Below are 25,075 nucleotides of genomic sequence, written 5' to 3'. Positions count from 1 at the left end.
ATGCGGATACGCTAGTAAGACGCGGGCAACACCGCGCCGCGCGAGAACGCGCGCCACATCCGCTGATGCAAGAAGAGGTCATTCCAACGATGCCATCCCTCGACAGTTTCAATGCCCGCCAGACGCTCGACGTCGACGGCAAGTCCTACACCTATTACTCGCTCAAGGCTGCAGCCGAAAACGGTCTTGGCGATGTCTCACGGCTTCCCGCTTCGCTCAAGGTGCTGCTGGAAAACATGCTGCGCAATGAGGACGGCAAGACGGTCACCAAGGATGACATCGTTGCCTTCAAGACCTGGCTCGACAATGGCGGCAAGACGAGCCAGGAGATTGCGTATCGTCCGGCCCGCGTCCTGATGCAGGACTTTACCGGCGTCCCTGCTGTGGTCGATCTCGCAGCCATGCGCGATGCCGCTGAAAATCTCGGCGCTGATGCCGAAGCGATCAACCCTCTGGTGCCGGTCGACCTCGTCATCGACCACTCCGTCATGGTGGACTTCTTTGGCGGCCCGGAAAGCTTCGAGAAGAATGTCGATATCGAATACAAACGTAACCTCGAGCGCTATGAATTCCTGCGCTGGGGCTCCAAGGCATTCCGCAATTTCCGCGTCGTGCCGCCCGGCACCGGTATCTGCCACCAGGTGAACCTCGAATACCTCGCCCAGACCGTCTGGACGAAAGAAGAGGGCGGCGAAACGATCGCCTATCCGGACACCTGCGTTGGTACGGACTCCCACACGACCATGGTCAATGGTCTCTCTGTCCTTGGCTGGGGCGTCGGCGGGATCGAAGCCGAAGCGGCCATGCTGGGGCAGCCGGTCTCCATGCTGATCCCGGAAGTCGTCGGCTTCAAACTGACCGGCAAGCTCGCTGAAGGCGCGACGGCCACCGACCTTGTCCTCACCGTCACCCAGATGCTGCGCAAGCACGGCGTGGTCGGCAAGTTCGTCGAGTTCTATGGTGAGGGCCTTGCCAATCTCACGCTCGAAGATGAAGCCACCATCTCCAACATGGCGCCGGAATATGGCGCGACCTGCGGTTTCTTCCCGGTTGATGAGGAAACCGTCCAGTATCTCTCCGACACCGGCCGCGAGCCTGAGCGCGTCAAGCTCGTCGAAGCCTATGCCAAGGCCCAGGGCTACTGGCGGCCGGAGCAGGTCGAACCGACCTATACCTCGAAGCTCGAACTTGATCTTGGCAGCGTCGTCCCATCGCTTGCGGGCCCGAAGCGCCCGCAGGACCGCGTGCTGCTGTCTGAGGCCGATACCGCCTTCCGCGATGCGCTGAATGAAATCCGCGGCGGTGCGAAAGACCCTCAAGCTACGCCGAGTTCACAGGGTGAAGCCCGCTTCATCGATGAAGGCGCAACGAGCGTCTACACCCATCCGGAGTCCTATGGCGTCTCTATGCACGCCGTTGAGGGCACCGACTATCATGTCCATGACGGCTCGGTCGTGATTGCAGCCATTACCTCGTGCACGAACACGTCCAATCCGTCGGTGATGCTCGCCGCCGGCCTGCTCGCGCGCAACGCGCTCGAGAAAGGCCTCAACCGCAAGCCATGGGTGAAAACATCGCTTGCGCCCGGCTCCAAGGTCGTGACCGACTATCTCGAGCGCGCCGGCCTACAGGATGACCTCGACGCGATGGGCTTCAACCTGGTCGGCTACGGCTGCACGACTTGTATCGGCAATTCCGGCCCGCTTCCGCCCGCTATTTCCAAGGCGGTCAATGAGAATGACCTCGTCGTCGGGTCTGTACTCTCAGGCAACCGTAACTTCGAAGGCCGGATCAGCCAGGATGTGCGTGCGAACTATCTTGCATCGCCGCCGCTGGTGGTTGCCTATGCTATTGCCGGATCACTGCACATCAACCTGACGACCGATCCGCTCGGCAAGGACAAGGACGGCAACGATGTCTACCTGAAGGACATCTGGCCCTCCTCGCAGGAAATTGCCTCCATCATGCGCGAGTCAGTGACGCCGGACATGTTCACCGAGCGCTATGGCGACGTGTTCAAGGGCGATGAGCACTGGCAGAATATCTCCGTCACGGGCTCGAAGACCTACTCCTGGCCGCCGCAATCCACCTACGTCCAAAACCCGCCTTACTTCGAAGGCATGACGGTCGAACTCGACCGGGCAGAAGACGTGCACGATGCGCGTGTGCTCGGCCTTTTCGCGGACTCCATCACCACCGACCACATCTCGCCTGCCGGTTCGATCAAGCCATCGAGTCCGGCCGGCCAGTATCTGCAAAATCATGATGTCGATATTGTCGACTTCAACTCCTACGGCTCGCGCAGGGGCAACCACGAGGTCATGATGCGCGGCACGTTCGCCAATATCCGCATCAAGAACCAGATGGTGCCAGGTGTCGAAGGCGGCGTGACGGTTCACCACCCGTCGGGCGAAGAGATGCCGATCTATGACGCGGCAATGAAGTACAAGGCGGAAAATGTCCCGCTTGTTGTCTTCGCCGGCAAGGAATACGGTACTGGCTCGTCGCGTGACTGGGCGGCGAAGGGCACGATCCTGCTCGGCGTCAAAGCCGTTGTGGCTGAAAGCTTCGAGCGCATCCACCGCTCCAACCTGATCGGGATGGGCGTCCTCCCGCTGCAGTTCAAGGATGGCCAGAGCTGGCAGTCGCTGGGTCTGGATGGCTCCGAACAGGTCACCATTGAAGGCATCGGCAAGATCAACCCGCGGCAGGACCTTGATGTCGTCATCAAGAAGTCGAATGGCGAAACCGTTACGGCCAGCACCTTGGTGCGCATCGATACCGAGAACGAACTCGACTACTTCCGCAATGGCGGCATCCTGCACTATGTGCTGCGCAATCTCGCCAGGGACGCAGCCTGATATATCTAGCTGTCCGGCCCGCTTTTTCTGCCAATTGCAGTAAAAGCGGGCCGATCACAGCACGGTGATTTCATCCTCCCGCTGGAAGACGTTATCTGACGCAGCCATGAGACATGTCCTGCTTGCCTTTCTTGCGGCCCTGACCGGTTCGTTGCTGCCAGCGCAGCCAGCTTCCGCCGAGACGCCGGTACTTGTCGAACTATTTGCCTCGCAGAACTGCAATGCGTGCCCGAAAGCGCACCGGACACTGAAGGACGTTCAGGCGGAGAACGGCGCCAAGGTCCTCGTCCTGACCTGGTCAGTCGATTACTGGGATTATCTCGGTGCGCCCGACCCTATGGCCATTCCAGCGGCCACAGAGCGTCAGGCTGCCTATACCGACCGTTTCGAGATCCGGGCGCCTTATACGCCCCAATCGGTTTATGACGGGGCGATGCAGTGTCCTGCTACCCGGAAGAAAGCGGTTGTGTCGAATATCCAGACTCGGGAATCCGCGACCCGCCCCGGTAAGGTCGAGATTGTCTCCACCGGGAATGGCCAGTTCAGTCTCGACGGCCACACGCCGGCGCCGGTCGAGGTTCATCTTGTTGAATTTCTGGATGGCTCAGCCAATCCGACCGCAATGGTCCATCCTGTCACAAGCACGCGCAAGCTTGGCAGCTGGACGGGCGGACGTGTGAGTTTCGGCTATGCATGCGAGGCCAGCTGTGCAGCGATCGTGCAGCAGCCGGGCCATGGCGAAGTCTATGCCGTTCAGCGCCTGAACTAGAGGTACCGGAGAAGCCGCCTATACGGCCTACTTCTTGTCTGAGAGACTTTCCAGCTGCTCCTGCATCATTTGCATCTGGGCTTTCAGCGCGGCCACTGCGGCATCACGATTATCGCTGCCCGATGTTTCCTCAGCCGGTTGCGGGTCTTCACGCTTGGGCTTCTCACTCTTCTGGTGCGGGTCGCCAGAGGTGGCCGCTGAACCTGACATCCCGGCCGCCCCCGGTGTGAACGCCTTCATCGCCTGCTCGAACATCTGCATGTTACGGCGCGCCTGGCTTTCAAAGAGTGCGAGCGGATGGGCACCGCCCATTGCCTTCTTCCAGCGTTCCTGACTCTCGGCGAAGCTGTTCATGCTCATATCGAGCCAGGCCGGAAGCATGGCCTGTGAGCCGCCACCATAAAAGCCGATCAGCTGGCGCAGGAAGGAAAGCGGCAGGGCGCCGTCCCCCTTTGTCTCGCGCTCGAAGATGATCTGCGTCAGCACCGCGCGGGTAAGATCCTCACCCGTCTTCGCATCGCGCACTTCGAAGTCAATTTCGCGGCGCACAAGATCGGCGAGGTGATCGAGCGTCACATAAGACGAGGTGGATGTGTCATAGAGTCGCCGGTTGGCGTACTTCTTGATGATGACTTTCCCGTCCGATCCATTTGCCTTGGTCATTTCGTGCCCTTGTCTTCTTGTTTGCTGGCGAGATCATTCCTGTTCGGCGTCATTCTTGGCATGACGTCGCCGGACTTTCAAAACCGCCTGTCTTCCTTATACATATCATGCTTACACCGGGTTGAGCAGACGCAGCAAAATTTTTGCTGCGCAATAAGCAGGGAGGAATGAATGGGACGCGTTGGGCTTGTAACGGGTGGAACACGCGGCATCGGCCGCGCCATCAGCGAACGACTGAAGAATGACGGATATTCCGTCGCGGCGAACTTTGGAGGCAATGAGGAGGCTGCGAAACTCTGCGAGCAGGAGTTGGGCATCAAGTGCTACAAGTTCGATGTTTCGAGCTATGAAGACACTGGCGCCGGTATCAAGCAGATCGAAGCGGATCTCGGCCCTGTCGATGTCGTCATCAACAATGCCGGTATCACGCGCGATGCCCCGTTTCACAAGATGACGCTGGAGCAATGGAACCAGGTCATCGATACCGACCTGTCCTCGGCCTTCAATGTGACCCGCCATGTCTGGGAAGGCATGCGTGATCGCGGGTTTGGCCGCATTGTCAATATTTCCTCGATCAACGGGCAGAAGGGGCAGTTCGGCCAGGCCAACTACTCTGCAGCAAAAGCCGGTCTGATCGGTTTCACCAAGGCGCTCGCCCAGGAAGGCGCGAAGAAAGGCATTACCGTCAATGTCGTCGCGCCGGGTTACATCGACACTGACATGGTCCGCGCTGTGCCAGAGAAGGTGCTCGAGTCCATCATTGCGACCATCCCGACCGGACGTCTCGGCAAGGCGGAAGAGATTGCCTCCATGTGCGCCTATCTCTCGTCAGAGGAAGCCGCCTTCATCAATGGCGCGACCATGACAGTGAATGGTGCGCAGTATATCGCGGGCTAGGATTATTCGCCTTCGAGAATTTCGAGATGAAGCGGATGGACGAGTTCCATCCGCTTTTTCTGTGTCCATCCACGTACGAGGACAGGCGTTCCGGCAGGTGTGTCGCAGGCTGCCCGCGCGCTGAATGTCATGTCGATGAGAATGCTGGAGCCCTGCAGTTTGCGGGTACAGAGGATTGTGCGCTCATCTTCCTGGGGGCGCTCGGCCTCATCGCCAAGGATTCCCTTGATAAGCATGAAGCCGCGGTCTTCGTGGGTGACCCTCTCTGCCCGCTGCGGCGCATAGGCTCTTTCGCTCCAGAGGCCGCGTGAGGTCTGGCGGGCTTCCTTTTCCGCTTCGACAAGGATGGCGCCTCCAGCATCGGTGTCGGGATAAAGCCGCACACGCACGTGGCCTTGCCGGATGAGTTCCAGGTTCACCCACCAGGCTGGTCCAGCCGCATCGGTCGTTTTTACATGAGCCAGCGCCCGGTCATAGCGGTCGCGTGTCAGGCCCGGATAGACAAGTTGAACCTCCCGGCCCATGACAAGATCCTCCAGAGCCCGAGCGGATTCTTCGGCATGGGGTTCGGTCTCATCATACCGGCCCCCGCGTGAGGGCGCTTCAATTCCGACCAGGCGGACGCTTTGTCCAGTTTCCAGTACCAGCGCATCCCCGTCTATCACCCGTACGACTCGTGCGCGCTCTCCTGGCTGCATCGCATCGAGTGGCGAGTTTTTCGAGCAGGCCGCGACCACGAGCAGGGCAGCAATTACCGGTATTAGTCCTGTGCGCATGCCTGCCTCTTCAACCCCGCGTCAAAACAGGGTATCGCACACCTCTGGCTGACCCCGTAGCTCAGCAGGATAGAGCAACAGATTCCTAATCTGTAGGTCGCGCGTTCGAATCGCGCCGGGGTCGCCACTTTTTTCGTTTCAGCAGAAACACGGTGCCGTGCCGTGCAACCGGCTCGGGCCTCAGGTCACTGTGTCGCGCTGGCGATAGACCGGATCGTCCCAGGCGTCGTGATCCAGAATATCTTTCAGGTCGTCCATGGCATCCCAGACCTCGGTGAAGCGCAGATAGAGCGGTGAGACGCCGAAGCGGATTGTTTCGGGGGCGCGGAAGTCGGCGAGCACACCGCGATTGATCAACGCCTGCACGACTTCATAGCCGTGCGGATGGGTGAAGCTGACATGACCGCCACGGCAAGCGGCATCTTCTGGAGACGTGACCTCCAGCCCCATGCCCTTTGCCCGCTCGATCACCAGGTCGCCCAAGGCGCGCGCCTTGGCCTGAACCAGTCCAATATCGATCCCCTCGAAGACTTCAAGCGCGCCCGAAAGCGCGGCCAGCGAGAGGATGGGCGGTGTGCCGGAGGCGAAGCGGCGAATGTTGTTGGCCGGATCGTATGAGGGCTCGAAGGCGAACGGCCGGGCATGACCCATCCACCCGGGCAGGGGTGTCGATAGCCGTGCCGTGAGGCTCTGATCGATATAGAGGAAGGCAGGTGCGCCAGGTCCGCCATTCAGGTATTTGTAGGTGCAGCCTGTCGCCAGCCTGGCGCCACTTGCCTTCATGTCCAGGGCGATGACGCCGGTCGCGTGGCTAAGATCCCAGACAATCACGCCGCCGCCAGCCTGCGCTCGTCTTTCAGCGTCCGCGATGTCGCGGATATCTGCGGAGCGGTAATTGACCGCGCTCAGCACCAGCACGCCCCCTGTCGCTTTGACTGTGTTCAGACCCTCCCCCGGCGCCACGCGCACGAAGTCCGCCCCCGCCAGCGCCGCCAGTGCCTCGATTATGTATTGGTCGGTGGGGAATTCATCCTCCTCGACAATCAGGGTGGATGTGCGCGCAAGTGTGCGTGCGGCAGAAGCCAGCTTATAGAGGTTCAGGGACACACTGTCGGCGATCAGGACTTCCCCTTCATTCGCACCGATCAGCCGGGCGATCTTGTTCCCGACCGTTTGGGGCAGGTCGAACCAGCTGGCACTGTTCCAGGCCTTGACGAGTTCGTTGCGCCAGCTACGGCCGCCCGCCATTTCCAATGCGTCCAGCGCATTGTGCGTCGCCGGTCCTAGCGAGTGGCCAACGAGATAGACCTTGCCATTCGGCAGATCGAAGAAATCGTGCGCGTGGCCGAGGATATCGTGCTCGTCGAGGGTCTCTGCGGCGTGGCGGCTGTCTGGTAGGGTGTAACTCATTTTTGTCTTTGCTCTTGAAACCGCAGGCATCGCCCGCTCTCATCGTCTATCAACGCACTGAAAGGTCAAAGGATGAAATGGTTCGCTGCAGTTTCCGCATCCTGTCTGTGTTTCGCAACGGCCTGCATGAACGATAGTGAGGGTGCTCCCATGGACGCGGCAAACCAGCCAGCAGCGGCCGAAAGTGGGAACGGCACGGCTCCGGAGGGCCTGATGCGCTGGCCGGATCTGTTGAACCAGCCGATCCCACAGCCATCGCGGACCCTGCAGGTTGGCCCGGATGCTGAGACGGATCTGGTCGATGTCTGGTTGCCGGAAGGCGCGGGGCTGCATCCCACCGTGCTGATGATCCATGGTGGCTGCTGGCAAAAGGAAATCGCGGACCGCACGATCATGAACTATGCAGCTGAAGCCCTTCGCCAAGAGGGGTTTGCGGTCTGGAACATCGAGTATCGCGGTGTTGACGAGGAGGGTGGCGGATATCCCGGGACGTTCCTTGATGTTGCCCGGGCGATTGATGCTCTTGGAGAACGCGGACGTTCGCTTGGCCTGAACACGAACCGGATCGTCGCTTTCGGACATTCTGCGGGTGGACATCTCGCCGTCTGGGCGGCGGCACGCGAGAACCTGCCGGAGACAAGCCCGCTCTATTCCGATGACCCGTTACATCTCGCAGGGGTCGTCAACTCCGGCGGGCTTGCGGACCTTGAAGCCTCCGCCCCCATTGCCGATCCTGGCTGTCTTGCCGATATCATGGACCAGCTAACCGGGCCGCCCTCCGAGAGCCGGGCAGATGTCTTTTCAGACACATCGCCGGCTGCCCTCCTGCCGGTTTCTTCCAAGATCATCAGCGTCAACGGCGCACAGGACAGAATTGCTCCGCCTGAGCTTGGCCGGGCGCTCACAGAAAAGGTTCGTGAGGCTGGTGGCGAGGCCGACTTTGTGAATGTGCCAGTCAGCGGCCATGTCGAGCTTATCGCGCCGGGCACGCTCGCTTTCGATATCGAGACCGTGGCCCTGAAACGGTTGCTTGGTCCTGAGACCGAAACCGCAGACTAGCGCATCACGTCCGGCAGGTCTTCAGTGTCGGCAGGTTCGTGCTGGATGATGACCTTTGCGCCGAGTTCGTCGGCGCGGTCCTCGAATGCCTGCATGGACTCCCGGGTTGCTTCTTCGCTGGAATTGAATTGCGGCACCCGGCCGAGCTCCCGGCTTTCTTCGCGGTGCCAGAGGTCACCCGTCAGCATGACGGGGCCGGTCTCGGGCAAGTTTACGAGCAGTGAAGCGTGACCCGGCGTATGGCCCGGCGTCATGAAGATGATGACGGAGCCATCACCAAAGACATCATGATTGTCGAGAATGATGTCGTGTTCGAGCACCTCGAAGCCGGGGAACTGATTGCCGGCATCGGCGCCACTGTCAGACTCTGCGCCTTCCGCGGGCGCCTCTTCGCTCACATCCGGCTCAGGAAACATGAAGTCATATTCAACCTGATTGACGAGCCAGGTCGAGCCATCAATCAGATCGACCTGGCCAGTATGGTCGAAATGGCTGTGCGAAATGGCGACATATTCGATCTCGTTCATCGCGACATCGTATTCTTCCGACAGCTGTTCAGCGATCGTCTTGTCGAGCGAGACCGTAAAGACACCCTGTGTCTGCTCATCCTGAGACGTCAGGATAGTCGGCAGGCCCAGGTCCCAGAGCAGGTCGCCTTCCGGGTGACGGACCAACCAGCAGGTGTCGGTAAAGGTGTCCGTCTCACCAGCATAGTCACCGGCCGTTGAGAAGATATCGAGATCGGAGACATAGATGGAGCCGCAGTCGAGCTTGATCAGCTGTAATGCATCGACACCTTCCTGCTCCGCGGTTTCGGGTTCGCCGACCGGATCAGTGGTGCCCTCAGTGCTTTCCTGCCCTTCCGGGCCCGACGCCTCATTCGGACCGGAACAGGCGGCCATGGCAAGAATGAAAGCGCTGGCGGTAGCAAGTACGATCTGTTTCATCAGTCTGACCCCAAAAAACCCAAGTGATTCCGCAGCGACTCTATCTGTCCGGACCTGTGAAGGAAAGAACTGTTCCAGAACCTTCCAGACGCCGGTAAAAGCAGGACTTCCGATTGGTGTGGCAGGCCCCGCCATGCTGGCGAACCTTGAGCAGCACCGCGTCCTGATCGCAATCGACGAGTATATCCGCAACTTCCTGGGTGTGCCCGGAACTTTCCCCCTTTACCCAGATAGTCTTGCGTGACCGTGACCAGTAGGTCGCCCGGCCAGTCTCCATCGTCTTCCTGAGCGCCTCTTCATTCATCCAGGCGAGCATCAGGACTTCATCGGTTTCGACATCCTGAGCGATGGCAGCAATAAGCCCGTCGTCATCGAATTTCGGGCGAAGATCCCGTGTCTCGTCCTGCGCAGCGCCATCAAGGGGAGGGTCAAAGCGCGCCATCAGATAATGCCTTCCTGTCTGAGCGATTGCTGTTCGGCCTCGTCATAGCCGATCGTGGAGAGGATTTCGCCTGTATTCTCGCCCAGCGCCGGGCTGCTCTTCTTCACGCCGCCCGGGGTGCCGGAGAGTTTCGGGAAGACCCCCTGCATTGGCACATCGCCAAGCAGCGGATGGGCCACGCGGATGATGGCTTCGCGGGCAGCGATATGCGCATCCGCAAGCATGTCCTTCGCTGTGTTCACTGGCCCGCAAGGCACACCATACGCCTCGCACAGCGCGAGGACGTCGGCGACCGTGCGCTGCTTCGTCCACAATGAAATCTTTCCATCGAGTTCGAGCTGGTTCTCGCCACGGGCATCATGGCTCGCATAGCGTGGATCGTCGGCCCAGTCGGTGCCGCACATGTCTGCAAGCCGGCGAAAAAGCGTGTCCTGGTTTGCTCCGATAATCACAAGGCCGTCCGAGCAGGGGTAAACGCCGGAGGGGGCCACTTTCGGCAGGATCGGCCCGGTGCGTTCCCGGGTGTGCCCGGCAAGCGCGTATTCGGGGATGAGGCTCTCCATGAAGGCCATGACGGTTTCGTAGATCGCCGCATCGACTACCTGGCCCTTGCCTGTGCGCTCCCTCGAGAAAAGGGCCATCATCGTGCCGAGGGCCGCAAACGTCCCTGTCATCGTGTCGCCAAGGGACACCCCGGCGCGTGCTGGCAGCCTGTCAGGCTCCCCGATCAGGTGCCTTAGACCGCCCTTGGCCTCTCCCACGCTGGCATAGCCCGCCTTGTGGCTTTCGGGCCCCGTCTGGCCGTAACCTGAGATGCGGGTGATCACGAGGCCCGGATTGATCTGGTGCAGGACGTCTGGCCCGATATTCCAGCGTTCCAGGGTGCCCGGCCGAAAATTTTCGATCAGGACATCAGCACTTTTTGCGAGCTCCTTCAGGATCGACTGGCCCTTCTCAGTGCGCAGGTTCAGGGTCAGAGATTTCTTGTTTCGGGCAATGATCGGCCAGAACAGGCTCTGCCCATCTACCTTGGCCGCGCCCCAGCCACGGGCAGGGTCCGGCGCGTCCGGCGGTTCAATCTTGATCACTTCGGCGCCGAAGTCACCGAGCAGCTGGCCGCAAAACGGGCCGGCAATGAGTTGACCGAGTTCAATTACACGAAGCCCGGCAAGGGGTGGTTTTGGGTCTGTCATCCGACTTCCAACAGCATTAGATAGGCTTCATGACAAGACGCATTGATATTGTTGAGGTCGGTCCGCGCGACGGGCTGCAGAATGATCCGGGCAATCTGAGCACGGAGCAGAAGCTCGAATTCATTGCCCGGCTGCAGGACTGTGGTGTGAAGCGGATGGAGTCCGGAAGCTTCGTTTCGCCCAAGGCCGTGCCGAAAATGGCCGATAGCGCTGAAGTCTTCATGGGTCTCGACCGCACCAGGCCGACCCGCCACATCGCCCTGGCGCTTAATGAAAAAGGGGTTCGGCGCGCGATTGATGCGAAAGCCGATGAAATCAATTTCGTGCTGGTCGCCGGAGAGGGCTTCGGCCGGCGCAACCAGGGCATGAGCCCGTCAGAAAGCGCCGACATGCTTGAACAGTGCGCGCCTCTCGTGCATGAGGTCGGCCTGCCGCTCTCGGCCACGATTTCGGTCGCGTTTGGCGATCCATATGATGGCGAGGTTGATCCGGGTGTTGTTGCCAATCTCGCGGCACGTGCGCAGCGCGCAGGCGTCGGCGAACTGGCGCTGGGAGACACCATCGGTGTCGCTTCGCCATGGCAGGTGCGCGCGCTGATCGAGCGCGTTCTCATGGAAGCCCCCGATGTGTTCCTGCGCATGCATTTCCACGATACGCGAGGCGCCGCGCTGGCCAATGTGACGGCCGCCATCGAGGAAGGTGTCGATGTGATCGATGCAAGTTGCGGCGGTATCGGCGGCTGTCCGTTTGCGCCAGCGGCCACTGGGAATGTCGCGACCGAAGACGTCGTCTACATGCTGGAACGCTCCGGATTCGAGACCGGGCTGGACCTGTCTAAACTCATCGAGACAGCCAAGTGGCTCGAAACCGTCCTCGGCCACGAAGTTAGTTCAAGTCTCAGCAAGGCTGGACCGTTCCCGGCCTAGACTGCCATGACCCAGCGTCAGACTTGCCTCCGGCACCCGGCGCCGCTCAAGTCCTTTCAGAGATCCGTCATTTTCAGACGGACGAATGAGAAGGGAGGGCCATCATGGCGGAGCGTTTCAAGGACAGGGTCGTATTGATCACCGGTGCCGCGAAGGGGATCGGCCGTCAGGCAGCCATCAGCTTTGCGAGTGAAGGGGCACATATCGTCGCCACGGATATTGAGCGTGGCGAGGGACAAGGCCTTGTTTCAGAAATCGAAGGCGCTGGAGGGTCGGCGACCTTTCTCGAACATGATGTCACGTCTGAAGTGAACTGGATCAGCGTCATTGAGGAGATCCGGAAAAGGCATGGCCGCCTCGATGTCCTTATAAACAATGCTGGCATCGGGATGACCGGACTAGTTCACGAGATGGAGTTTTCCCTCTGGCGGAAGATGATGTCGGTGAATGTCGATGGCGTCTTTCTCGGCACCAAGCATGCGCTCCCGCTGATGAAGGAAGCGGGTAAGGGCAATATCATCAATGTCTCATCAGTTGCGGGTATCCGCTCGACGGCGAACTTCTCGTGCTACTGCGCGACGAAAGCAGCCGTTCGCAGCTTCACGAAATCGGTGGCACTCGAATGCGCTGAAGCGAAAGACGGGATCCGCGTGAATTCGATCCATCCGGGCATCATCTCCACGGCAATCTGGGACACGCTCATCGGCACCAGCGTGGAGATGAAGGACAATATGCCGAGAGATGCGACGCTTGCCGGCATGACGGCCGAAGCCGTCCCGTTCGGGCGCACGGGATCAATTCAGGAAATCGTCAATGGCATGCTTTTCCTGGCGTCTGACGAAAGCAGCTACATGACCGGCGCCGAACTGGTCATCGATGGTGGTCTGACAGCCGGTTGAGTATGAGGCGCAGGATTAGCGATAGGCGAGCGGGATGAGATAGCTCGTAATCGTCTTGATGGTGTTGCCGGCGGCGCTGCCGAATTCGAATACGTGGCAGAAGGCTATATCGGTGGCGGGCATGGCGATTTCACCGTTTACGGCCCCCGTCTGCCCGTCTGTGCTGACATGGAAGATGGTGATGGCGTCAGCCGCACTTTCATCGGCGAGGTAGCGCAGGAAAGCGTCCCGGCCGCGTGAGACAGCTTCGCCCGCGCGCACCCAGCGAAAGTCGTCTGTCAGGACCTCTTCGAAAGCACGCGGATCACGATCGGCGAGTGAGATGGCCAAATCTTCGATGAACTCGTTTATTGGCGAGTTACCGCATTCCCCAGACCGCGAAATCCTCATTCCCGAATCCTTGTGAGAGAGATGGTCTAGGTTTCGGGCCTCCAGCCCTCGGGCGCAAGCTCGAATCCGGAAAATTCGAAACCGGGCGCCACGAAACAGCTGACCAAGGTCCAGGCGCCGAGGCTCTCGGCAGTCTGCCAATGGTTTTTCGGAACAACGAGGTGAGGCATTTGCCGAGCCCGCAGGTCGGGGCCCAGCATGTTCGCCTGCACCCTCTTGCCATCAGGCGGAGCTATGGTGAGTGAAAGCGGCCCGCCGGCATGCCACGCCCAGACTTCGACAGCGTCCACACGGTGCCAGGCAGAAACTTCATCTGCCTGGAGCAGGTAATAGATGGTTGTGCACGCGGCACGACCTTCGCCTTCACTGCGATAAACTTCCGCGAAATGCCCGCCTTCGGGGTGTTGTTTCAGGCCCAGCAGGCGGATGATCTCGTTTGCGCCAAGATCGCCGGAAATGCCCGGCATTGCTAGAACGTATCCTTGCGCTGACGTATCTCGGCAAAGGTCGAAACCGGGTCGCCGGGGTGGCCCATGGCGGCTTGCATGGCCGGGTCGTCAGCCCGCAGGAAGGGATTGGCCTCCAGTTCACGCGACAGCAGCGTCGGCACGGTCCAGTCACCGCGCCGGCGCCTCATCTTCACGTCTTCGGCATAGGCGGCGAGTTTTGCGTTCTCAGGGTCAACCGTGAGGGCGAATTTGGCATTGGCGGCAGTGTATTCATGTGCGCAATAGATCGTCGTGTCCGGCGGCAGCGTTTTCAGACGCGCAAGGCTCGTCCACATCATCCTGGCATCGCCCTCGAAAACCTTGCCGCACCCAAGCGCAAAAAGCGCATCGCCGACAAAGGCGACTTTCGCTTCAGGGATGTGATAGGCGATATGGCCGAGCGTGTGGCCAGGAACATCGAGGACATGAACCGTCAGTTCGCCGAGCTTCAACGTGTCGCCGCCGCGCAACGGGTGATCGATCCCGGGAATTTTTTCGGCCTCGCCGGCCGGACCGATAATCCGGCAACCGGTGGCGTCCTTGATCTTGAGGTTGCCGCCGGCATGGTCTGGATGCCAGTGGGTGTTCCAGATGGCATCAATTGTCCAGCCGAGCGCTTTGGCCTCGTCGAGATACTTGTCGCCATCAGGCGTATCGATGGCGACTGTCATGCCACTTTCGCGGTCATGGACAAGAAAGCCGTAATTGTCATTCAGGCATGGAAACTGGTGAATATCGAGCATAGCCCCATTTAAAGCTATGACGCGTCGGCGAAACAAGGGTTTTTCATGAGACTGGCCGCAAGCGATCTCGAAGGGTTCTATGGCAGCCGCCTCGGAGAGGCGGTTGTCTTCCTGCTTATGAAGCGGATGGGAGACCTGTGGGGGGATTGTTCAGAGCTCAACGTTCTCGGCATGGGATACGCCCAACCGCTCCTGCTCGGCTATGCCGGAACGGCGAAGACATGCGTTTCCACCACGCCGCATATATCGTCTCGGCCCCCCTGGTCTGCGACCGAGCGGGGCGTCTCGACCTGTATTGCGGAGGAAGACCGGCTCCCTTTTGGCGACGGGGCTTTCGAACGGATCATCCTGCTGCACGCGATAGAAGAGGCCGATAGCCCACGTGCGGTCCTGCGTGAGGCGTGGCGTTTGCTCGCCCCAGAAGGGCGGATGCTGGTCGCGGTTGCCAATCGCAAGGGGCTCTGGTCGCTTTTCGAAAACACACCATTTGGTCATGGCCGGCCCTGGACCCGGCGCCAGCTCATTGCCTATCTCGGAGATCATCTTTTCCAGGTGACAGCCAGTACAACGGCGGTCCATATGCCGCCGGTCAGCTGGGACCCGTTTTCGTCCGGAGCGGAGGGCTGGGAACGGTTCGGTGAGTTATTCGCTCCTGGTCTGGGCGGCGTGGTTATGGTCGAAGCGGTCAAGAGACTGTATGCTCGTCCCGGAGGCGGCGCAGCTGCACCGGTTACGAGTTTGACGCCCGGGCGCAAAGGAGTGGCACAACTGCCTAGAAAAGAGGCAGAGGTGAAAAGCGTTGAAAAACACCGGAATTCGCGCGTTGACCGCCCAGAGGCGGCGCGCTTTGATCAAAATGTTGCAGATTGGGAGGCTTAGGGGCCATGAAACTTATTACCGCCATTTTCAAGCCAAGCCGGCTTGATGCCGTTATTGACGCTCTGAGCGAAGCCGGTGTCGCCGGTCTGACTGTCTCGGAAGTCCGCGGATATGGCAGGCAGCAGGGGAAGACCGAAGTCTATCGCGGCGCTGAATACGAAGTACGCCTGCTTCCTAAAGTAAAAGTGGAAGTGGCATGCGGCGGAGACGATGTGGACCGCCTGTCCGAAGCCATCATTGCTGCTGCCAACACAGGCACCATCGGTGACGGCAAGATTTTCGTCTCCGGACTGGACTCTGTCATCCGTATCCGTACGGGTGAGAAGAACGAGCAAGCGCTCGCAAGCTAAAGCACGTCTCTCTGAGAGTGTGCTATAAAAGCCGGCTGGGGGTCAGGGCCCAGCCGGCTTTTTCATGTCTCACTACAAATAACTGAACGAGATCAGCTCCGACGCAGGTGCAGGATAACTTCGTCTGCGCCCCAGTTCAGGCGGGAAAGGCCCGTGCGGCGGAAGGCGCCCACATGGTCGCCGCGCATCGGCGCCATGGCGACGGTTTCCAGGCCCAGCGCACTGGTCAGGTCGATCATGTCACGGGCGGTTGATGGATGAAGGGCGCCTTCATGATGCCAGTCTCGATGTCCCGGCATGCGCCCTGATGTGACCAGAGAGAAGCGCCGCTGCCAGAGCCCGAAATTTCGGAAGGACACGATCATCTCCGGCGCGATGCGGGCCAGTTCCTGCAGGACAAAGACCGGCCTGCGCATCTGCTGGATCGCTTTCGACAGAATGGCCACATCGAAGCCATTGTCAGGGAAGACTTCGAGATCGCTGTCGGCATCCCCCTGAATGACCGACAGCCCCCGTGCCAGCGCGACCCCGGCCTCCTCCGGCGACAATTCGAGCCCCCGGGCGTTCACACCTTTTTCGCTCTTCAGGAGGGCGAGCAGGTCTCCATTGCCGCAGCCGACATCAAGGACGCGGACGCCCTGTGGGACGCGCGTGGCGATCGCCAGGTGATCGGCACGGATCTGACGGGCCTCGTTCATCAGATGCCCCTCAGATCGGCATTGGCCGACAGGAAGCCGGCCAGGGCATCCTCATAGACAGGCTCTTCGAGAAGGAAGGCGTCATGGCCCTTGTCACTCTCGATCTCGAGATAGCTGACCTCGGCGCCGGCTGCTGCCAGCGCTCTGGTGATCTCGCGGCTCGCTTGCGGTGGATAGTGCCAGTCTGACGTGAAGGAGAAGAGGCAGAAGCGGACGGGTGTGCCCTTGAACGCATCTGCCAGTCGTCCGTCATGGCGGGCGGCCATGTCGAAGTAATCCATGGCGCGCGTGACATAGAGATAGGAATTGGCGTCGAACCGGTCGACGAAGGAATGCCCCTGGTAGCGCAGATAGGATTCGACCTGGAAATCGGCATCGAAGCTGAAGCTCGCCCGGTCCCTGTCCTGCAGGCCGCGGTCGAACTTCCGCTTCAGCGCTGACTCGGAGACATAGGTAATATGAGCGGCCATGCGCGCGATGGCGAGGCCACGGCCGGGGCGGCGTCCTTCGGCGAGATAGTGTCCGTCGCACCAGTCCTGATCGGCCATGATTGCCTGGCGGCCGACTTCATAGAAGGCGATGTTCTGGGCCGAATGGCGCGCCGCGGTTGCGATGGGGACAGCGGTGAAAACCTGCTCAGGAGCCTGCACGGCCCATTCCAGCGCCTGCATGCCACCCATGGAGCCACCCATGACCGAGAACAGGCTGTCAATGCCGAGAGCCTCAACAAAGGCGCGCTGGGCGCGCACCATGTCCCCAATGGTGATGACCGGGAAGCGTGTACCCCAGGGCTTGCCGTCCGGTCCCGGAGAGGCCGGTCCCGTCGTCCCCATGCAGCCGCCGAGAACATTCGTTGCGATGACATGGAAACGGTTCGTATCAATCGGCTTTCCGGGCCCGATCATGCGAGGCCACCAGGCTGGGCGGCCCGTGACCACGTTCGGCGAGCCGGCGAACTGGTCGCCGGTCAGCGCATGGCAGACGAGGATGGCGTTCGACTTATCTTCGTTGAGATCGCCCCAAGTTTCGTAGGCGATTCGCACGGTCTCCAGCTCCTCACCGCAGTCGAGCGGTAACGGGCTTGGCAATGTCACCTGCTTCACATCGCTGAGAGAGACACGGGTTGTATCCGGCATAACAGGCGTGAGGTGTCCGGACTGGCGGCGGAAGTCAAGCGGTCAGGGCGCAGGTCCGTAAGGGATTTCTCTATGGAACGGCCGCATGGCCTGACCGCCACGCATTCCGGCCAGCTGGTCACGGATCTCGAAATCCTCCTGAAGGCATAGCTTAACCCCGCTCGCGCGCATCTGGCGACTTGATTTTCCGCCGCGTTTTGACCACGAGGTTGGCGAAGCAAAGGAGCCAGATGCGAATGACCGGGCCTAAGCCGCTAGCGAACATTCTCGAGATTACGCCTTACAAGGGCGGCCAGAAGCTCGATCATGGCTGGAAACTGTCGTCGAATGAGAACCCGCTTGGCAGCAGCCAGGCGGCTCGCACGGCACTGGCCAAGGCCGCTGAGCACCTTGAACTCTACCCCGATGGGTCGGCGTTCGCGCTGCGCGAGGCGCTCGCGAAGAAGTATGGCATTGATGCGGGCCGCATCGTCTGCGGTGCAGGATCGGATGAGATCTTCCAGCTGCTCGGCCGCGCCTATCTGCAGCCCGGCGACGAAATCATCCAGTCCCAGCACGGTTTCCTGGTCTACAAACTCGTCGCCCAGCAGGCTGGCGCAAAGTGTATCAGCGCGCCGGAGAAGAACCTGACCGCAGACGTCGATGCGATGCTTGAGCGGGTGACAGACAGGACGAAGATTGTCTTCCTGGCCAATCCGAACAATCCGACCGGCTCCTATATCCCGTATGAGGAGGTCAAACGCCTCCACAAGGGGCTGCGGGATGACATTCTTCTGGTCCTCGACGGAGCGTACGCCGAATATGTCCGTCAGAACGATTATGCGGCAGGCATGGAGATGGCGGGCGAGGAGCCGAACGTGCTCGTGACGCGTACCTTCTCCAAGATCCATGGCCTTGCCGGGCTTCGTGTGGGTTGGGCGTACGGGCCGGAAAGCGTTATCGACGCACTGCACCGGGTGCGCGGGCCGTTCAACGTTACCTCTGTCGGGCAGGCGGCCGCCATCGCAGCACTTGCGGACGACGAGTTCGTCTCCCATTCCGCCGATCACAATAATGGCGAACTCGACCGTCTGAAGCCTACACTCGAGGCGATGGGCTACAAGGTCTATCCCTCGGTCGCCAACTTCCTGTTGATCGAGTTCGAGGATCGCGATGGCAAGCGCGCAGATGATGCCGATGCCTTCCTGCGTTCGCGCGGGATCGTTATTCGCGACATGAAAGCTTACGGCTTGCGGAAATGCATGCGGCTCACCATTGGCACGAAAGAAGCCAATGACGAGGTCCTTGAGGCTTTCGACGCTTTCGCTAAGGCAGGTTGAGCCATGCCGGGGCCCGTGTTTGACCGCATTGCGATCATCGGCGCGGGCCTGATCGGGTCATCCCTGGCCCTGGCCGCGCGCGAGTTTCGCGCAGCAAAGACAGTGGTCTTGTATGACAGCAGCGAGGATGTCCGAAAGCGGGCCGCCGCTCTGGAACTCGGCGACGTGGCCGACACACTGGAAACGGCCTGCTCCGGAGCAGACTGCGTCATTCTCTGCGTCCCTGTTGGTGCGATCGGGGAGACAAGCAAGGCGCTGGCGGCCTATCTGAAAGAGGGCGCTATTCTCACGGATGTCGGGTCGGTGAAGGAAAGGGCGCTCGAAGCCATGCTCGAGCAGTGTCCCGCCGGTGTCCACCTCATTCCTGGCCACCCGATTGCCGGTACGGAGAAGTCCGGGCCGGAGGCTGGCTTCGCGACGCTGTTTCGCAAGGCCTGGCACATCCTCACGCCGCTACCGCAGCAGGAAGAGCCCTATAATTCAGCGGTCGACCGGCTGGCGAGCTTCTGGGAGATGCTGGGGGCAAGGGTCGAGATCATGGAGGCCGCCCGTCATGACCGCGTGCTGGCGATCACATCACACCTGCCGCACCTCATCGCCTACAATATCGTCTCCACCGCCTACGACATGGAAAGTGTCGGCGAGGGCGAAGTCGTCAAATATTCGGCTGGCGGTTTTCGGGATTTCACCCGGATTGCCGCCTCCGACCCCACCATGTGGCGCGACGTCTTCCTCAACAACAAGGATGCCGTCCTCGAAACGCTTGGCCGGTTCAGTGAGGACCTGGCTGCCCTGCAGCGGGCGATCCGCTGGGGCGATGGCGAGATGCTCATGCAGGAGTTCGAGCGCGCCCGGGGTATCCGCAAGGCCATCATCGAGGCCGGGCAGGATACCGACGAAACCAATTTCGGCCGCAACAAGGACGGCGAGAAGGACTGAAGGCTCACAGAGCGGAATGCGGGCGGAACAGCTTCTGTCCCCTCAGAGTCCACTGTTCCGCCAGAGGCATTCTGCCGAATGGATCGCGCCTGGATCTGGCCAGATTGGGCAGACGGCCACTCAGCGCGAACCCGCACAGCACGCTGTCGGTCTCAGGGGGAACCGTCCGTGCTGTTCCACTTTGTAACTCAGGCCACCTGAACACTCTGGAGCCCACATCGTTGTGACGCGTTCATTCTGACATGATAGTGAACCCGCTGGCGTCTCACGAAGGCCCGTGGCAGGATTGGACACATGATCAGACATCTTCTTATCGCAGGCCTGCTGGTTTCCGGCACCGTTGCCTGCACCACCGCACAACCCTATGGCCCCGCTGGTTCATCTGGTGCTCAGGGCTATCTGGTTCAGCCTATTGAAAATAATCGCTATCGCGTCAGCTACACCGCGCTCAGCCCTGAGGATGCGAGACAGTACGCCTTGCGCCGCGCCGCAGAGGTAACGGTTGAGCATGGAGATGAGTGGTTCCGCGTGGTTCATGGCTACACGGAGGCGGAAAGTCGTGGCGGTACTGGCTCTTCTGTTTCCGTCGGCGGCAGCAGCGGCTCATATGGGTCCGGCGTCGGTGTTGGCGTTGGTGTGGGTTTCCCGCTTGGCGGGAGCAAAAGCAAGGTGACCGAAAGCCTGGAAATCATTACCGGCAGGGGCAACCAGCCGGAAGATGCGCAGGTTTATGACGCCGAATCTGTCCTGATGAACACGGCTGGTCCTGGCTGAGATCAGGGAGCGATTTCCTTCCCCTGCCAGTCAAACAGCCTGCCGCTGTCTTTCGCCGTCAGGCCGTCGATAACGTCAAGCAGATAGCCTGCGGACTGCTCAGGGGAGAAAAGTTGCCTGTCCGGCACGTTGGTCTGGAAAGGCTTGGACAGCCCTGTATCGACGGTGCCTGGGTGAAGGCCAACGCAGATCGAACTTTCATTCTTGCGTGCCTGTTCGATCGCATAGTTGCGGATGAGCATGTTGAGGGCCGCCTTTGAAGCCCGATAGGCATGCCAACCTCCGAAGCCATTGTCACTGATCGATCCGACGCGCGCGGAGAGTGCGGCGAAAACCGTTCGCCCTTCGCGCGGCATGCGTGGCAGGAAGTGTTTCGCGACCAGCCCCGGACCGAACGTGTTCACGTGGAAGACTTTCTCAAACGCCGCCATGGACTGATGCCGCCAAGATTTTTCCGGTTGCAATCGCTCACCGTCCGACAGGATACCGCTGGCAATGATGACAAGATCAGGCGCGTCGACAGCTTCAGCGGCTGCCGCGATGCTATCCTCATGCAGGATGTCGATTTTCCCGGGCACAACGTCGCTCGGCCAGTCTCCACCGCCTGAGCGTGAAAGGGCATGAACCGGGCCGCTATAGCCCTTTTCCTTCAGCCCGAGGGTCAGGGCGCGGCCAATTCCGCCGGTCGCGCCGATAATGACGGCTGGCATGATAGTCTCCCGCATGGTTATGACCGGGGAGCTAGCGCGATATTTGATGAAGGAAATGGTCCCTGCCGGGGCATTCATCCGCTAAAATCAGTTCGCTGGACTGATTTTTCGCCACGCCCCACCAAGGATGAATGGTGCCCCGGGCCGGACTCGAACCGGCACTCTGTTGCCAGAAGCGGATTTTGAGTCCGCCGCGTCTACCAATTCCACCACCGGGGCTGATTCGTGGGGCTTTTGCCTGTGCCTGAACGCGCAATCCGCGTCAATCGTCTCGACCAGCCAACGGAACTGGGCTAGGCGAAAATGCATGACACACGATCCCTCTCCGCGCACTTTTCTGCAGTCAATCGAAGCCATGGCGGCCGAGGCTCCCGAGGAAGGTTTTTCGCTGAGAGCGATATTCGACAGGCTCGATGAACGTGCGTTCGGCGCTGCGCTTTTTATTCTGGCCCTGCCATGCTGCATTCCATTTCTCTATGGCGTTCCGCAGGTTGTCTCGCTTCCCATGATGGTCCTGGCCGGCCAGATGGCTGCCGGACGCGAAGAGCCATGGTTGCCGCACAAGTTCGGCGAGCGGAAGATCGACAAGAAGGGGCTGACACGCACTGCAAGGGGGGGGCGAAAGTGGTTCGGCTGGCTGGAAAAGATTGCCCGGCCGCGCTTCACTTTTCTCATGGGAGATCGGGGTGAGCGGGTTATCGGCCTGTTTCTTGTCTTCTTTTGTGCGTCGATCCTGGTTCCGCTGCCTTCAACAAACACCGTGCCGGGCATCGGTGTCGCGATCGTCGCCTTCGGGCTGATGGCGCGTGACGGTATCCTGGTCATTCTCGGGAGTATTATCGGCACCGCCTGGATCATTACCCTGCTGGCCCTGGTGGCTCTGGGCGTGCGCACGATCACGGGAGCGTGACGGGGCGCGCTTCATCGCCGCATTGCGCCTTGTTGATGCCATGGTCATTGTTCAATTCGTAAACCCGTTCGGATTGCTTGAGGGCGCATGACAGCGGCACTTTCCCCTTTGCTGAAAACCTGGCGCTGGCCGCTGCTGGCATTGCTCGCATCCGCCGCAATGCTTGCGGCTGCGCACGCTTTCGAGCATTTCGCCTACCTCCTGCCGTGCCAGCTTTGTCTGCGCCAGCGGGAGGTTTACTGGGCGGCTATTGCCATGGCGGCCACGGGACTTGTTCTATGGAACATCCGTCAGAACCGGCGCTTTCTGGTCGCCTTCAACGTCATGCTCGCGCTCGTCTTTCTGACAGGGGCTGTCGTGGCTGCCTATCATGCGGGTGTGGAATGGAATTTCTGGCCGGCCCCAACAGGGTGTGCTGCCGGGACGGTCGATGTCGTCAATCTCGATCTGGGCGGTATTGATGAACGCACCGCGACGGCGTCCTGCGAAGATGCGGCATGGACGATGATCGGCCTTTCCATGGCGGGCTGGAATGCACTGGTATCTCTGGGACTGGCGGCGCTCAGCTTTACCGCAGCAACCGCCGCCCTGCCGAGCGAGACGGCCTAGCCGGCAAAAGCCCTGATCGCCCAGGCTGCAATCAGGCAAGCAATGACGACGCCGCTGACCATCAGCCGGATCGGCCTGAACCAGCCGGGTACAGCCGTGGATGTCCAGTCCCAGCCGAATTGCAGGGCGAAGAGGGCGGCGTAGGCAAGAAACCATTCCGGACTTGGGATTTGCTGGACCAGGATCGCATAGGGTACGATCGCCCAGCCGGCCAGGGCAGGAAGCACCGACAGGACAAGCGGCAGCGGCGTGCCTGACGGTGATGTCAGGGCGAGCCCCCACCGGATACCGCCGAGGAAGCTGAGGATCACAGTCGCGTAAACCATGAGCCAGAAGCTGGCCGTCAGATTTGTTGGTGCGTCCAGTACACCCATGGCAATTGTCAGGGCAATGAATGGCAAGGCGCCTGCGCCTGTCAGCCCTGCAGCGGTATGGCGAAAGGTGGGGGACACGTCACTCATAATGTTTGAGATATGTCCTCTCAGAGGCAGCTGTCCATGCCCGCTGGCGGATTCGTGAACACAACCTTTCCGGTTAACCGAAAACTCGGCGCAACCATTCATGCGGTGTAAATTGCACCTGCGTTAGGTCTGTCGGCATGTCCCGCCGCGTGATTGCTCTCATGGTTGCCGGCCTCGCCATCGTATTTGCGTTTGGCGCGCTAGCGGCTATCCGCTGGCCGAGCATCATGATGTTTCTGACCCTGTTCTTCCATCCTGATCCGTCACTTGGGCTGGACAACATCAATTGGCGTGAACTCGGCATCGTCTATGGCGCCCCCTATTTCCTCGCCTCGCTTTGTTACTATGCGGCATCTGTCTGCGTTGCCGGGCGCCGTCCGGGGGGAGTGCTCTGGTACGCCATGGGCATGGTCGCCTCGACTCCCATCTTCTATCTCGTCGATTTCGAGCAGGGCTGGTGGCGTGATCCGAGTGGCCCCGAAGGCATGGTGGCCGGAGGAGCGATCATCACGCTACTGCTGGGATATGCGGTACTGATGCTGCGCCGGCGCAAGCTTCCTGCTGGACTGCCGGAGGCGGACGAGGAGGACGGGAAGGTCACACTGAGCCAGGAGCAGTTCGACGCCCTGGTCGCGCGAACAGCCCCCTCCGTAACGCCGGAGCTCATAACTGAAAAGCCTCGCCGGCGCCGGCCTGTCCCGGCCGCGATTGCCCGTCAGCGTGCCCATTTTGCGGCTGAAGGCAGACGGATGCGCGCACGTCGGGAGCGTAGTGGATATTGAAAGTTTTTGGCTGATAGATGCAATCGAGCAGGAAATTTTCACAAACTGTTCAGGGCAGCAAAGTACAACCTGAAATTCATGTAAGCCTCGGGGGTTTTCCGGCCATGAGATTCCGCCAGTTCTGTGGATTTTGCCTCGGCCTTCTTGGAACATGGTTCATGTGGCAAGTTGGCGTCGGACTGGCACACTTCATCCACGCGACCCTCGAAGTAACACTGCCATCGCTCCTTATCGAGCCGGAAGTCAGCGTCCGGATGATGTCGGCGCTTGCTGCATTCCTTGCGGGTCTGGCAGCGCTTACCGAACGCAAGGGCGGAGCATGGCTGGCAGGTATCTCGACCTTCATGTTCGCCTGCGTCACCATCGGCCTGATCCAGGGACGATACAGCGTGGCAGTCTGGAGCGACGATTATCTCTACCTGTCGATCCTTACCACGCTCTTCCTTGCCCTCGTTGTTCTGCGGCGCGAGGGAGACGAAGCCGATACGCCGGAATACGACACGGTCGATGTGGGCCAGATCTCCCGTACCTGATGCACGGCTTGCATTCATGGGCAATTCGCCCTTGGATGCATCTGGCTAGAGCATGCAAAGGCGGGAGGAGGGCCCATGCTTATCAGGCGACTGGCCGGCCTCGTCGGCATCTGCGTTGCAGCCTGGATGCTGTGGCAGACCATCGAACCCATCCAGATGCAGATCTCACGTGGCAGCGATCTGATAACCGAGCTGCTCAACCCGCCGACATCGCTGATGCGGCTTGTATCGACGGCGCTGATGATCGTTGGCGGCCTTCTCGCCCTGGCTGCTTTGCCCGGCGGTGCCTGGCTGATGACAGCCGGCGCGGCGGTGTTCGCGGCCATGACCGGCGCGATGGCCGGATCAGGGGCAGATTCGTCTCTCTGGTCGGACGAAGCCGTGCTCGCCCCGTTCCTTCTTGTCATTTCCGGCGTGCTTGTGTTCCGCCACAGGAAATGAGCCGTTAGCCGCATTGATTTCGCTGCGTCAGTGCTTAGGTTCGCGGTCGATTCACAGCACTGACCTTTTGA

29 protein-coding genes and 2 tRNA genes are annotated in these 25,075 nt (G+C 60.3%); 17 read left to right on the top strand and 14 right to left on the bottom strand.

The window, feature by feature from the left end; all coding sequences use genetic code 11:
* The first annotated feature begins 89 nt into the window (after positions 1 to 89).
* On the top strand, positions 90 to 2,861 hold the full coding sequence (gene acnA / locus Q1K29_RS11400; protein ID WP_300394851.1) for an aconitate hydratase AcnA: 2,772 nt from the start codon (positions 90 to 92) through the stop codon (positions 2,859 to 2,861).
* A 106-nt stretch (positions 2,862 to 2,967) separates the two neighbouring features.
* On the top strand, positions 2,968 to 3,630 hold the full coding sequence (locus tag Q1K29_RS11395) for a DUF1223 domain-containing protein (protein WP_300394849.1): 663 nt from the start codon (positions 2,968 to 2,970) through the stop codon (positions 3,628 to 3,630).
* A 27-nt stretch (positions 3,631 to 3,657) separates the two neighbouring features.
* Here Q1K29_RS11395 and phaR read toward each other — a convergent pair whose 3' ends face one another.
* Entirely contained in the window at positions 3,658 to 4,293 is a 636-nt protein-coding gene (phaR, locus tag Q1K29_RS11390; RefSeq protein ID WP_300394847.1) for a polyhydroxyalkanoate synthesis repressor PhaR, read from the bottom strand.
* 171 nt (positions 4,294 to 4,464) lie between these two features.
* On the opposite strand from phaR, the gene phbB reads away from it, so the two are divergent.
* Positions 4,465 to 5,190, top strand: coding sequence for an acetoacetyl-CoA reductase (gene phbB / locus Q1K29_RS11385; protein ID WP_300394845.1), 726 nt, complete (start codon positions 4,465 to 4,467; stop codon positions 5,188 to 5,190).
* Between the two features lie 2 nt (positions 5,191 to 5,192).
* On the opposite strand, the gene Q1K29_RS11380 is transcribed toward phbB, so the two are convergent.
* Positions 5,193 to 5,966 carry a thermonuclease family protein gene (locus tag Q1K29_RS11380; protein ID WP_300394843.1) on the bottom strand — a complete coding sequence of 258 codons (774 nt, stop codon included), beginning with the start codon at positions 5,964 to 5,966 and terminating at the stop codon, positions 5,193 to 5,195.
* A gap of 50 nt (positions 5,967 to 6,016) precedes the next feature.
* On the opposite strand from Q1K29_RS11380, the gene Q1K29_RS11375 reads away from it, so the two are divergent.
* A tRNA-Arg gene (locus Q1K29_RS11375) sits at positions 6,017 to 6,093 on the top strand.
* A 53-nt stretch (positions 6,094 to 6,146) separates the two neighbouring features.
* Here the strand turns inward: Q1K29_RS11375 and Q1K29_RS11370 are convergent.
* Positions 6,147 to 7,376, bottom strand: coding sequence for an aminotransferase class V-fold PLP-dependent enzyme (locus Q1K29_RS11370; protein ID WP_300394841.1), 1,230 nt, complete (start codon positions 7,374 to 7,376; stop codon positions 6,147 to 6,149).
* A gap of 126 nt (positions 7,377 to 7,502) precedes the next feature.
* Between Q1K29_RS11370 and Q1K29_RS11365 the strand changes: the two genes are divergently transcribed.
* Positions 7,503 to 8,435, top strand: coding sequence for an alpha/beta hydrolase (locus Q1K29_RS11365; RefSeq protein ID WP_300394839.1), 933 nt, complete (start codon positions 7,503 to 7,505; stop codon positions 8,433 to 8,435).
* Here the strand turns inward: Q1K29_RS11365 and Q1K29_RS11360 are convergent.
* Genes Q1K29_RS11360 through Q1K29_RS11350 form a run of 3 tightly spaced genes read right to left on the bottom strand, consistent with a single transcriptional unit; the run spans position 8,432 to position 11,017 of the window.
* Positions 8,432 to 9,382 carry an N-acyl homoserine lactonase family protein gene (locus Q1K29_RS11360; RefSeq protein ID WP_300394837.1) on the bottom strand — a complete coding sequence of 317 codons (951 nt, stop codon included), beginning with the start codon at positions 9,380 to 9,382 and terminating at the stop codon, positions 8,432 to 8,434. The genes Q1K29_RS11365 and Q1K29_RS11360 overlap by 4 nt on opposite strands.
* Before the next feature lie 40 nt (positions 9,383 to 9,422).
* The gene (gene hisI, locus Q1K29_RS11355; RefSeq protein WP_300394835.1) at positions 9,423 to 9,824 is read right to left on the bottom strand and encodes a phosphoribosyl-AMP cyclohydrolase; all 402 of its coding nucleotides are present in this window, start codon (positions 9,822 to 9,824) and stop codon (positions 9,423 to 9,425) included.
* Positions 9,824 to 11,017, bottom strand: coding sequence for a CoA transferase (locus Q1K29_RS11350; RefSeq protein ID WP_300394833.1), 1,194 nt, complete (start codon positions 11,015 to 11,017; stop codon positions 9,824 to 9,826). The genes hisI and Q1K29_RS11350 overlap by 1 nt, the downstream gene beginning before the upstream one ends.
* Before the next feature lie 29 nt (positions 11,018 to 11,046).
* Here Q1K29_RS11350 and Q1K29_RS11345 point away from each other — a divergent pair, with 29 nt between their 5' ends.
* Both Q1K29_RS11345 and Q1K29_RS11340 read left to right on the top strand, forming a co-directional pair.
* Complete coding sequence (locus Q1K29_RS11345) at positions 11,047 to 11,943, top strand: hydroxymethylglutaryl-CoA lyase (protein WP_300394831.1); 897 nt, start codon at positions 11,047 to 11,049, stop codon at positions 11,941 to 11,943.
* A 104-nt stretch (positions 11,944 to 12,047) separates the two neighbouring features.
* Positions 12,048 to 12,842, top strand: a complete 795-nt coding sequence (locus Q1K29_RS11340; RefSeq protein WP_300394829.1) for a glucose 1-dehydrogenase — start codon at positions 12,048 to 12,050, stop codon at positions 12,840 to 12,842.
* Between the two features lie 15 nt (positions 12,843 to 12,857).
* Here Q1K29_RS11340 and Q1K29_RS11335 read toward each other — a convergent pair whose 3' ends face one another.
* The 3 genes from Q1K29_RS11335 to gloB form a co-directional block, all read right to left on the bottom strand.
* Positions 12,858 to 13,172, bottom strand: a complete 315-nt coding sequence (locus Q1K29_RS11335) for a nuclear transport factor 2 family protein (protein WP_300394827.1) — start codon at positions 13,170 to 13,172, stop codon at positions 12,858 to 12,860.
* Between the two features lie 86 nt (positions 13,173 to 13,258).
* A complete protein-coding gene (locus tag Q1K29_RS11330) occupies positions 13,259 to 13,699 on the bottom strand; it encodes a cupin domain-containing protein (RefSeq protein WP_300394825.1) in 441 nt (146 codons plus the stop codon).
* 2 nt (positions 13,700 to 13,701) lie between these two features.
* Positions 13,702 to 14,463 (bottom strand): hydroxyacylglutathione hydrolase, encoded by a 762-nt coding sequence (gloB, locus tag Q1K29_RS11325; protein WP_300394823.1) that lies wholly within the window; start codon positions 14,461 to 14,463, stop codon positions 13,702 to 13,704.
* A gap of 45 nt (positions 14,464 to 14,508) precedes the next feature.
* Between gloB and Q1K29_RS11320 the strand changes: the two genes are divergently transcribed.
* Both Q1K29_RS11320 and Q1K29_RS11315 read left to right on the top strand, forming a co-directional pair.
* Entirely contained in the window at positions 14,509 to 15,342 is an 834-nt protein-coding gene (locus Q1K29_RS11320; protein ID WP_300394821.1) for a methyltransferase domain-containing protein, read from the top strand.
* 5 nt (positions 15,343 to 15,347) lie between these two features.
* Positions 15,348 to 15,692, top strand: coding sequence for a P-II family nitrogen regulator (locus Q1K29_RS11315; RefSeq protein ID WP_300394819.1), 345 nt, complete (start codon positions 15,348 to 15,350; stop codon positions 15,690 to 15,692).
* A gap of 92 nt (positions 15,693 to 15,784) precedes the next feature.
* Here Q1K29_RS11315 and Q1K29_RS11310 read toward each other — a convergent pair whose 3' ends face one another.
* Both Q1K29_RS11310 and Q1K29_RS11305 read right to left on the bottom strand, forming a co-directional pair.
* Positions 15,785 to 16,390, bottom strand: coding sequence for a methionine biosynthesis protein MetW (locus Q1K29_RS11310; RefSeq protein ID WP_300394817.1), 606 nt, complete (start codon positions 16,388 to 16,390; stop codon positions 15,785 to 15,787).
* Positions 16,390 to 17,526 carry a homoserine O-acetyltransferase gene (locus Q1K29_RS11305; RefSeq protein ID WP_300394815.1) on the bottom strand — a complete coding sequence of 379 codons (1,137 nt, stop codon included), beginning with the start codon at positions 17,524 to 17,526 and terminating at the stop codon, positions 16,390 to 16,392. The genes Q1K29_RS11310 and Q1K29_RS11305 overlap by 1 nt, the downstream gene beginning before the upstream one ends.
* A 236-nt stretch (positions 17,527 to 17,762) precedes the next feature.
* On the opposite strand from Q1K29_RS11305, the gene hisC reads away from it, so the two are divergent.
* The 3 genes from hisC to Q1K29_RS11290 all read left to right on the top strand — a co-directional run bounded on the left by hisC (position 17,763) and on the right by Q1K29_RS11290 (position 20,558).
* The gene (hisC, locus tag Q1K29_RS11300; RefSeq protein ID WP_300394813.1) at positions 17,763 to 18,845 is read left to right on the top strand and encodes a histidinol-phosphate transaminase; all 1,083 of its coding nucleotides are present in this window, start codon (positions 17,763 to 17,765) and stop codon (positions 18,843 to 18,845) included.
* 3 nt (positions 18,846 to 18,848) lie between these two features.
* Positions 18,849 to 19,784 (top strand): prephenate/arogenate dehydrogenase family protein, encoded by a 936-nt coding sequence (locus tag Q1K29_RS11295; RefSeq protein ID WP_300394811.1) that lies wholly within the window; start codon positions 18,849 to 18,851, stop codon positions 19,782 to 19,784.
* Positions 19,785 to 20,078: 294 nt separating this feature from the next.
* Positions 20,079 to 20,558, top strand: a complete 480-nt coding sequence (locus tag Q1K29_RS11290; RefSeq protein ID WP_300394809.1) for a hypothetical protein — start codon at positions 20,079 to 20,081, stop codon at positions 20,556 to 20,558.
* Between the two features lie 2 nt (positions 20,559 to 20,560).
* Here Q1K29_RS11290 and Q1K29_RS11285 read toward each other — a convergent pair whose 3' ends face one another.
* Together Q1K29_RS11285 and Q1K29_RS11280 are read right to left on the bottom strand one after the other, a co-directional pair.
* A complete protein-coding gene (locus Q1K29_RS11285; protein ID WP_300394807.1) occupies positions 20,561 to 21,268 on the bottom strand; it encodes an SDR family NAD(P)-dependent oxidoreductase in 708 nt (235 codons plus the stop codon).
* A gap of 132 nt (positions 21,269 to 21,400) precedes the next feature.
* Positions 21,401 to 21,487: transfer RNA gene (locus Q1K29_RS11280), tRNA-Leu, on the bottom strand.
* Between the two features lie 88 nt (positions 21,488 to 21,575).
* Here Q1K29_RS11280 and Q1K29_RS11275 point away from each other — a divergent pair.
* Positions 21,576 to 22,178, top strand: a complete 603-nt coding sequence (locus Q1K29_RS11275; RefSeq protein ID WP_300394805.1) for an exopolysaccharide biosynthesis protein — start codon at positions 21,576 to 21,578, stop codon at positions 22,176 to 22,178.
* Between the two features lie 87 nt (positions 22,179 to 22,265).
* Entirely contained in the window at positions 22,266 to 22,787 is a 522-nt protein-coding gene (locus tag Q1K29_RS11270) for a disulfide bond formation protein B (protein WP_300394803.1), read from the top strand.
* Here the strand turns inward: Q1K29_RS11270 and Q1K29_RS11265 are convergent.
* Positions 22,784 to 23,248: a DUF3429 domain-containing protein gene (locus Q1K29_RS11265; protein ID WP_300394801.1), complete on the bottom strand. Its 465-nt coding sequence runs from the start codon at positions 23,246 to 23,248 to the stop codon at positions 22,784 to 22,786. The genes Q1K29_RS11270 and Q1K29_RS11265 overlap by 4 nt on opposite strands.
* A gap of 137 nt (positions 23,249 to 23,385) precedes the next feature.
* On the opposite strand from Q1K29_RS11265, the gene Q1K29_RS11260 reads away from it, so the two are divergent.
* From Q1K29_RS11260 to Q1K29_RS11250, 3 genes are all read left to right on the top strand, one after another.
* Positions 23,386 to 24,030 carry a hypothetical protein gene (locus Q1K29_RS11260; protein ID WP_300394799.1) on the top strand — a complete coding sequence of 215 codons (645 nt, stop codon included), beginning with the start codon at positions 23,386 to 23,388 and terminating at the stop codon, positions 24,028 to 24,030.
* A gap of 158 nt (positions 24,031 to 24,188) precedes the next feature.
* The gene (locus tag Q1K29_RS11255; protein ID WP_300394797.1) at positions 24,189 to 24,563 is read left to right on the top strand and encodes a hypothetical protein; all 375 of its coding nucleotides are present in this window, start codon (positions 24,189 to 24,191) and stop codon (positions 24,561 to 24,563) included.
* A 75-nt stretch (positions 24,564 to 24,638) separates the two neighbouring features.
* Positions 24,639 to 25,004 (top strand): hypothetical protein, encoded by a 366-nt coding sequence (locus tag Q1K29_RS11250; RefSeq protein WP_300394795.1) that lies wholly within the window; start codon positions 24,639 to 24,641, stop codon positions 25,002 to 25,004.
* Positions 25,005 to 25,075 lie beyond the last annotated feature (71 nt).

Source organism: Henriciella sp. (assembly GCF_029937755.1).
In the GTDB taxonomy this organism is placed as follows: Bacteria; Pseudomonadota; Alphaproteobacteria; order Caulobacterales; family Hyphomonadaceae; genus Henriciella.
Note: the sequence above shows the minus strand (reverse complement) of the source record. Positions and strands in the feature narration are given on the sequence as shown.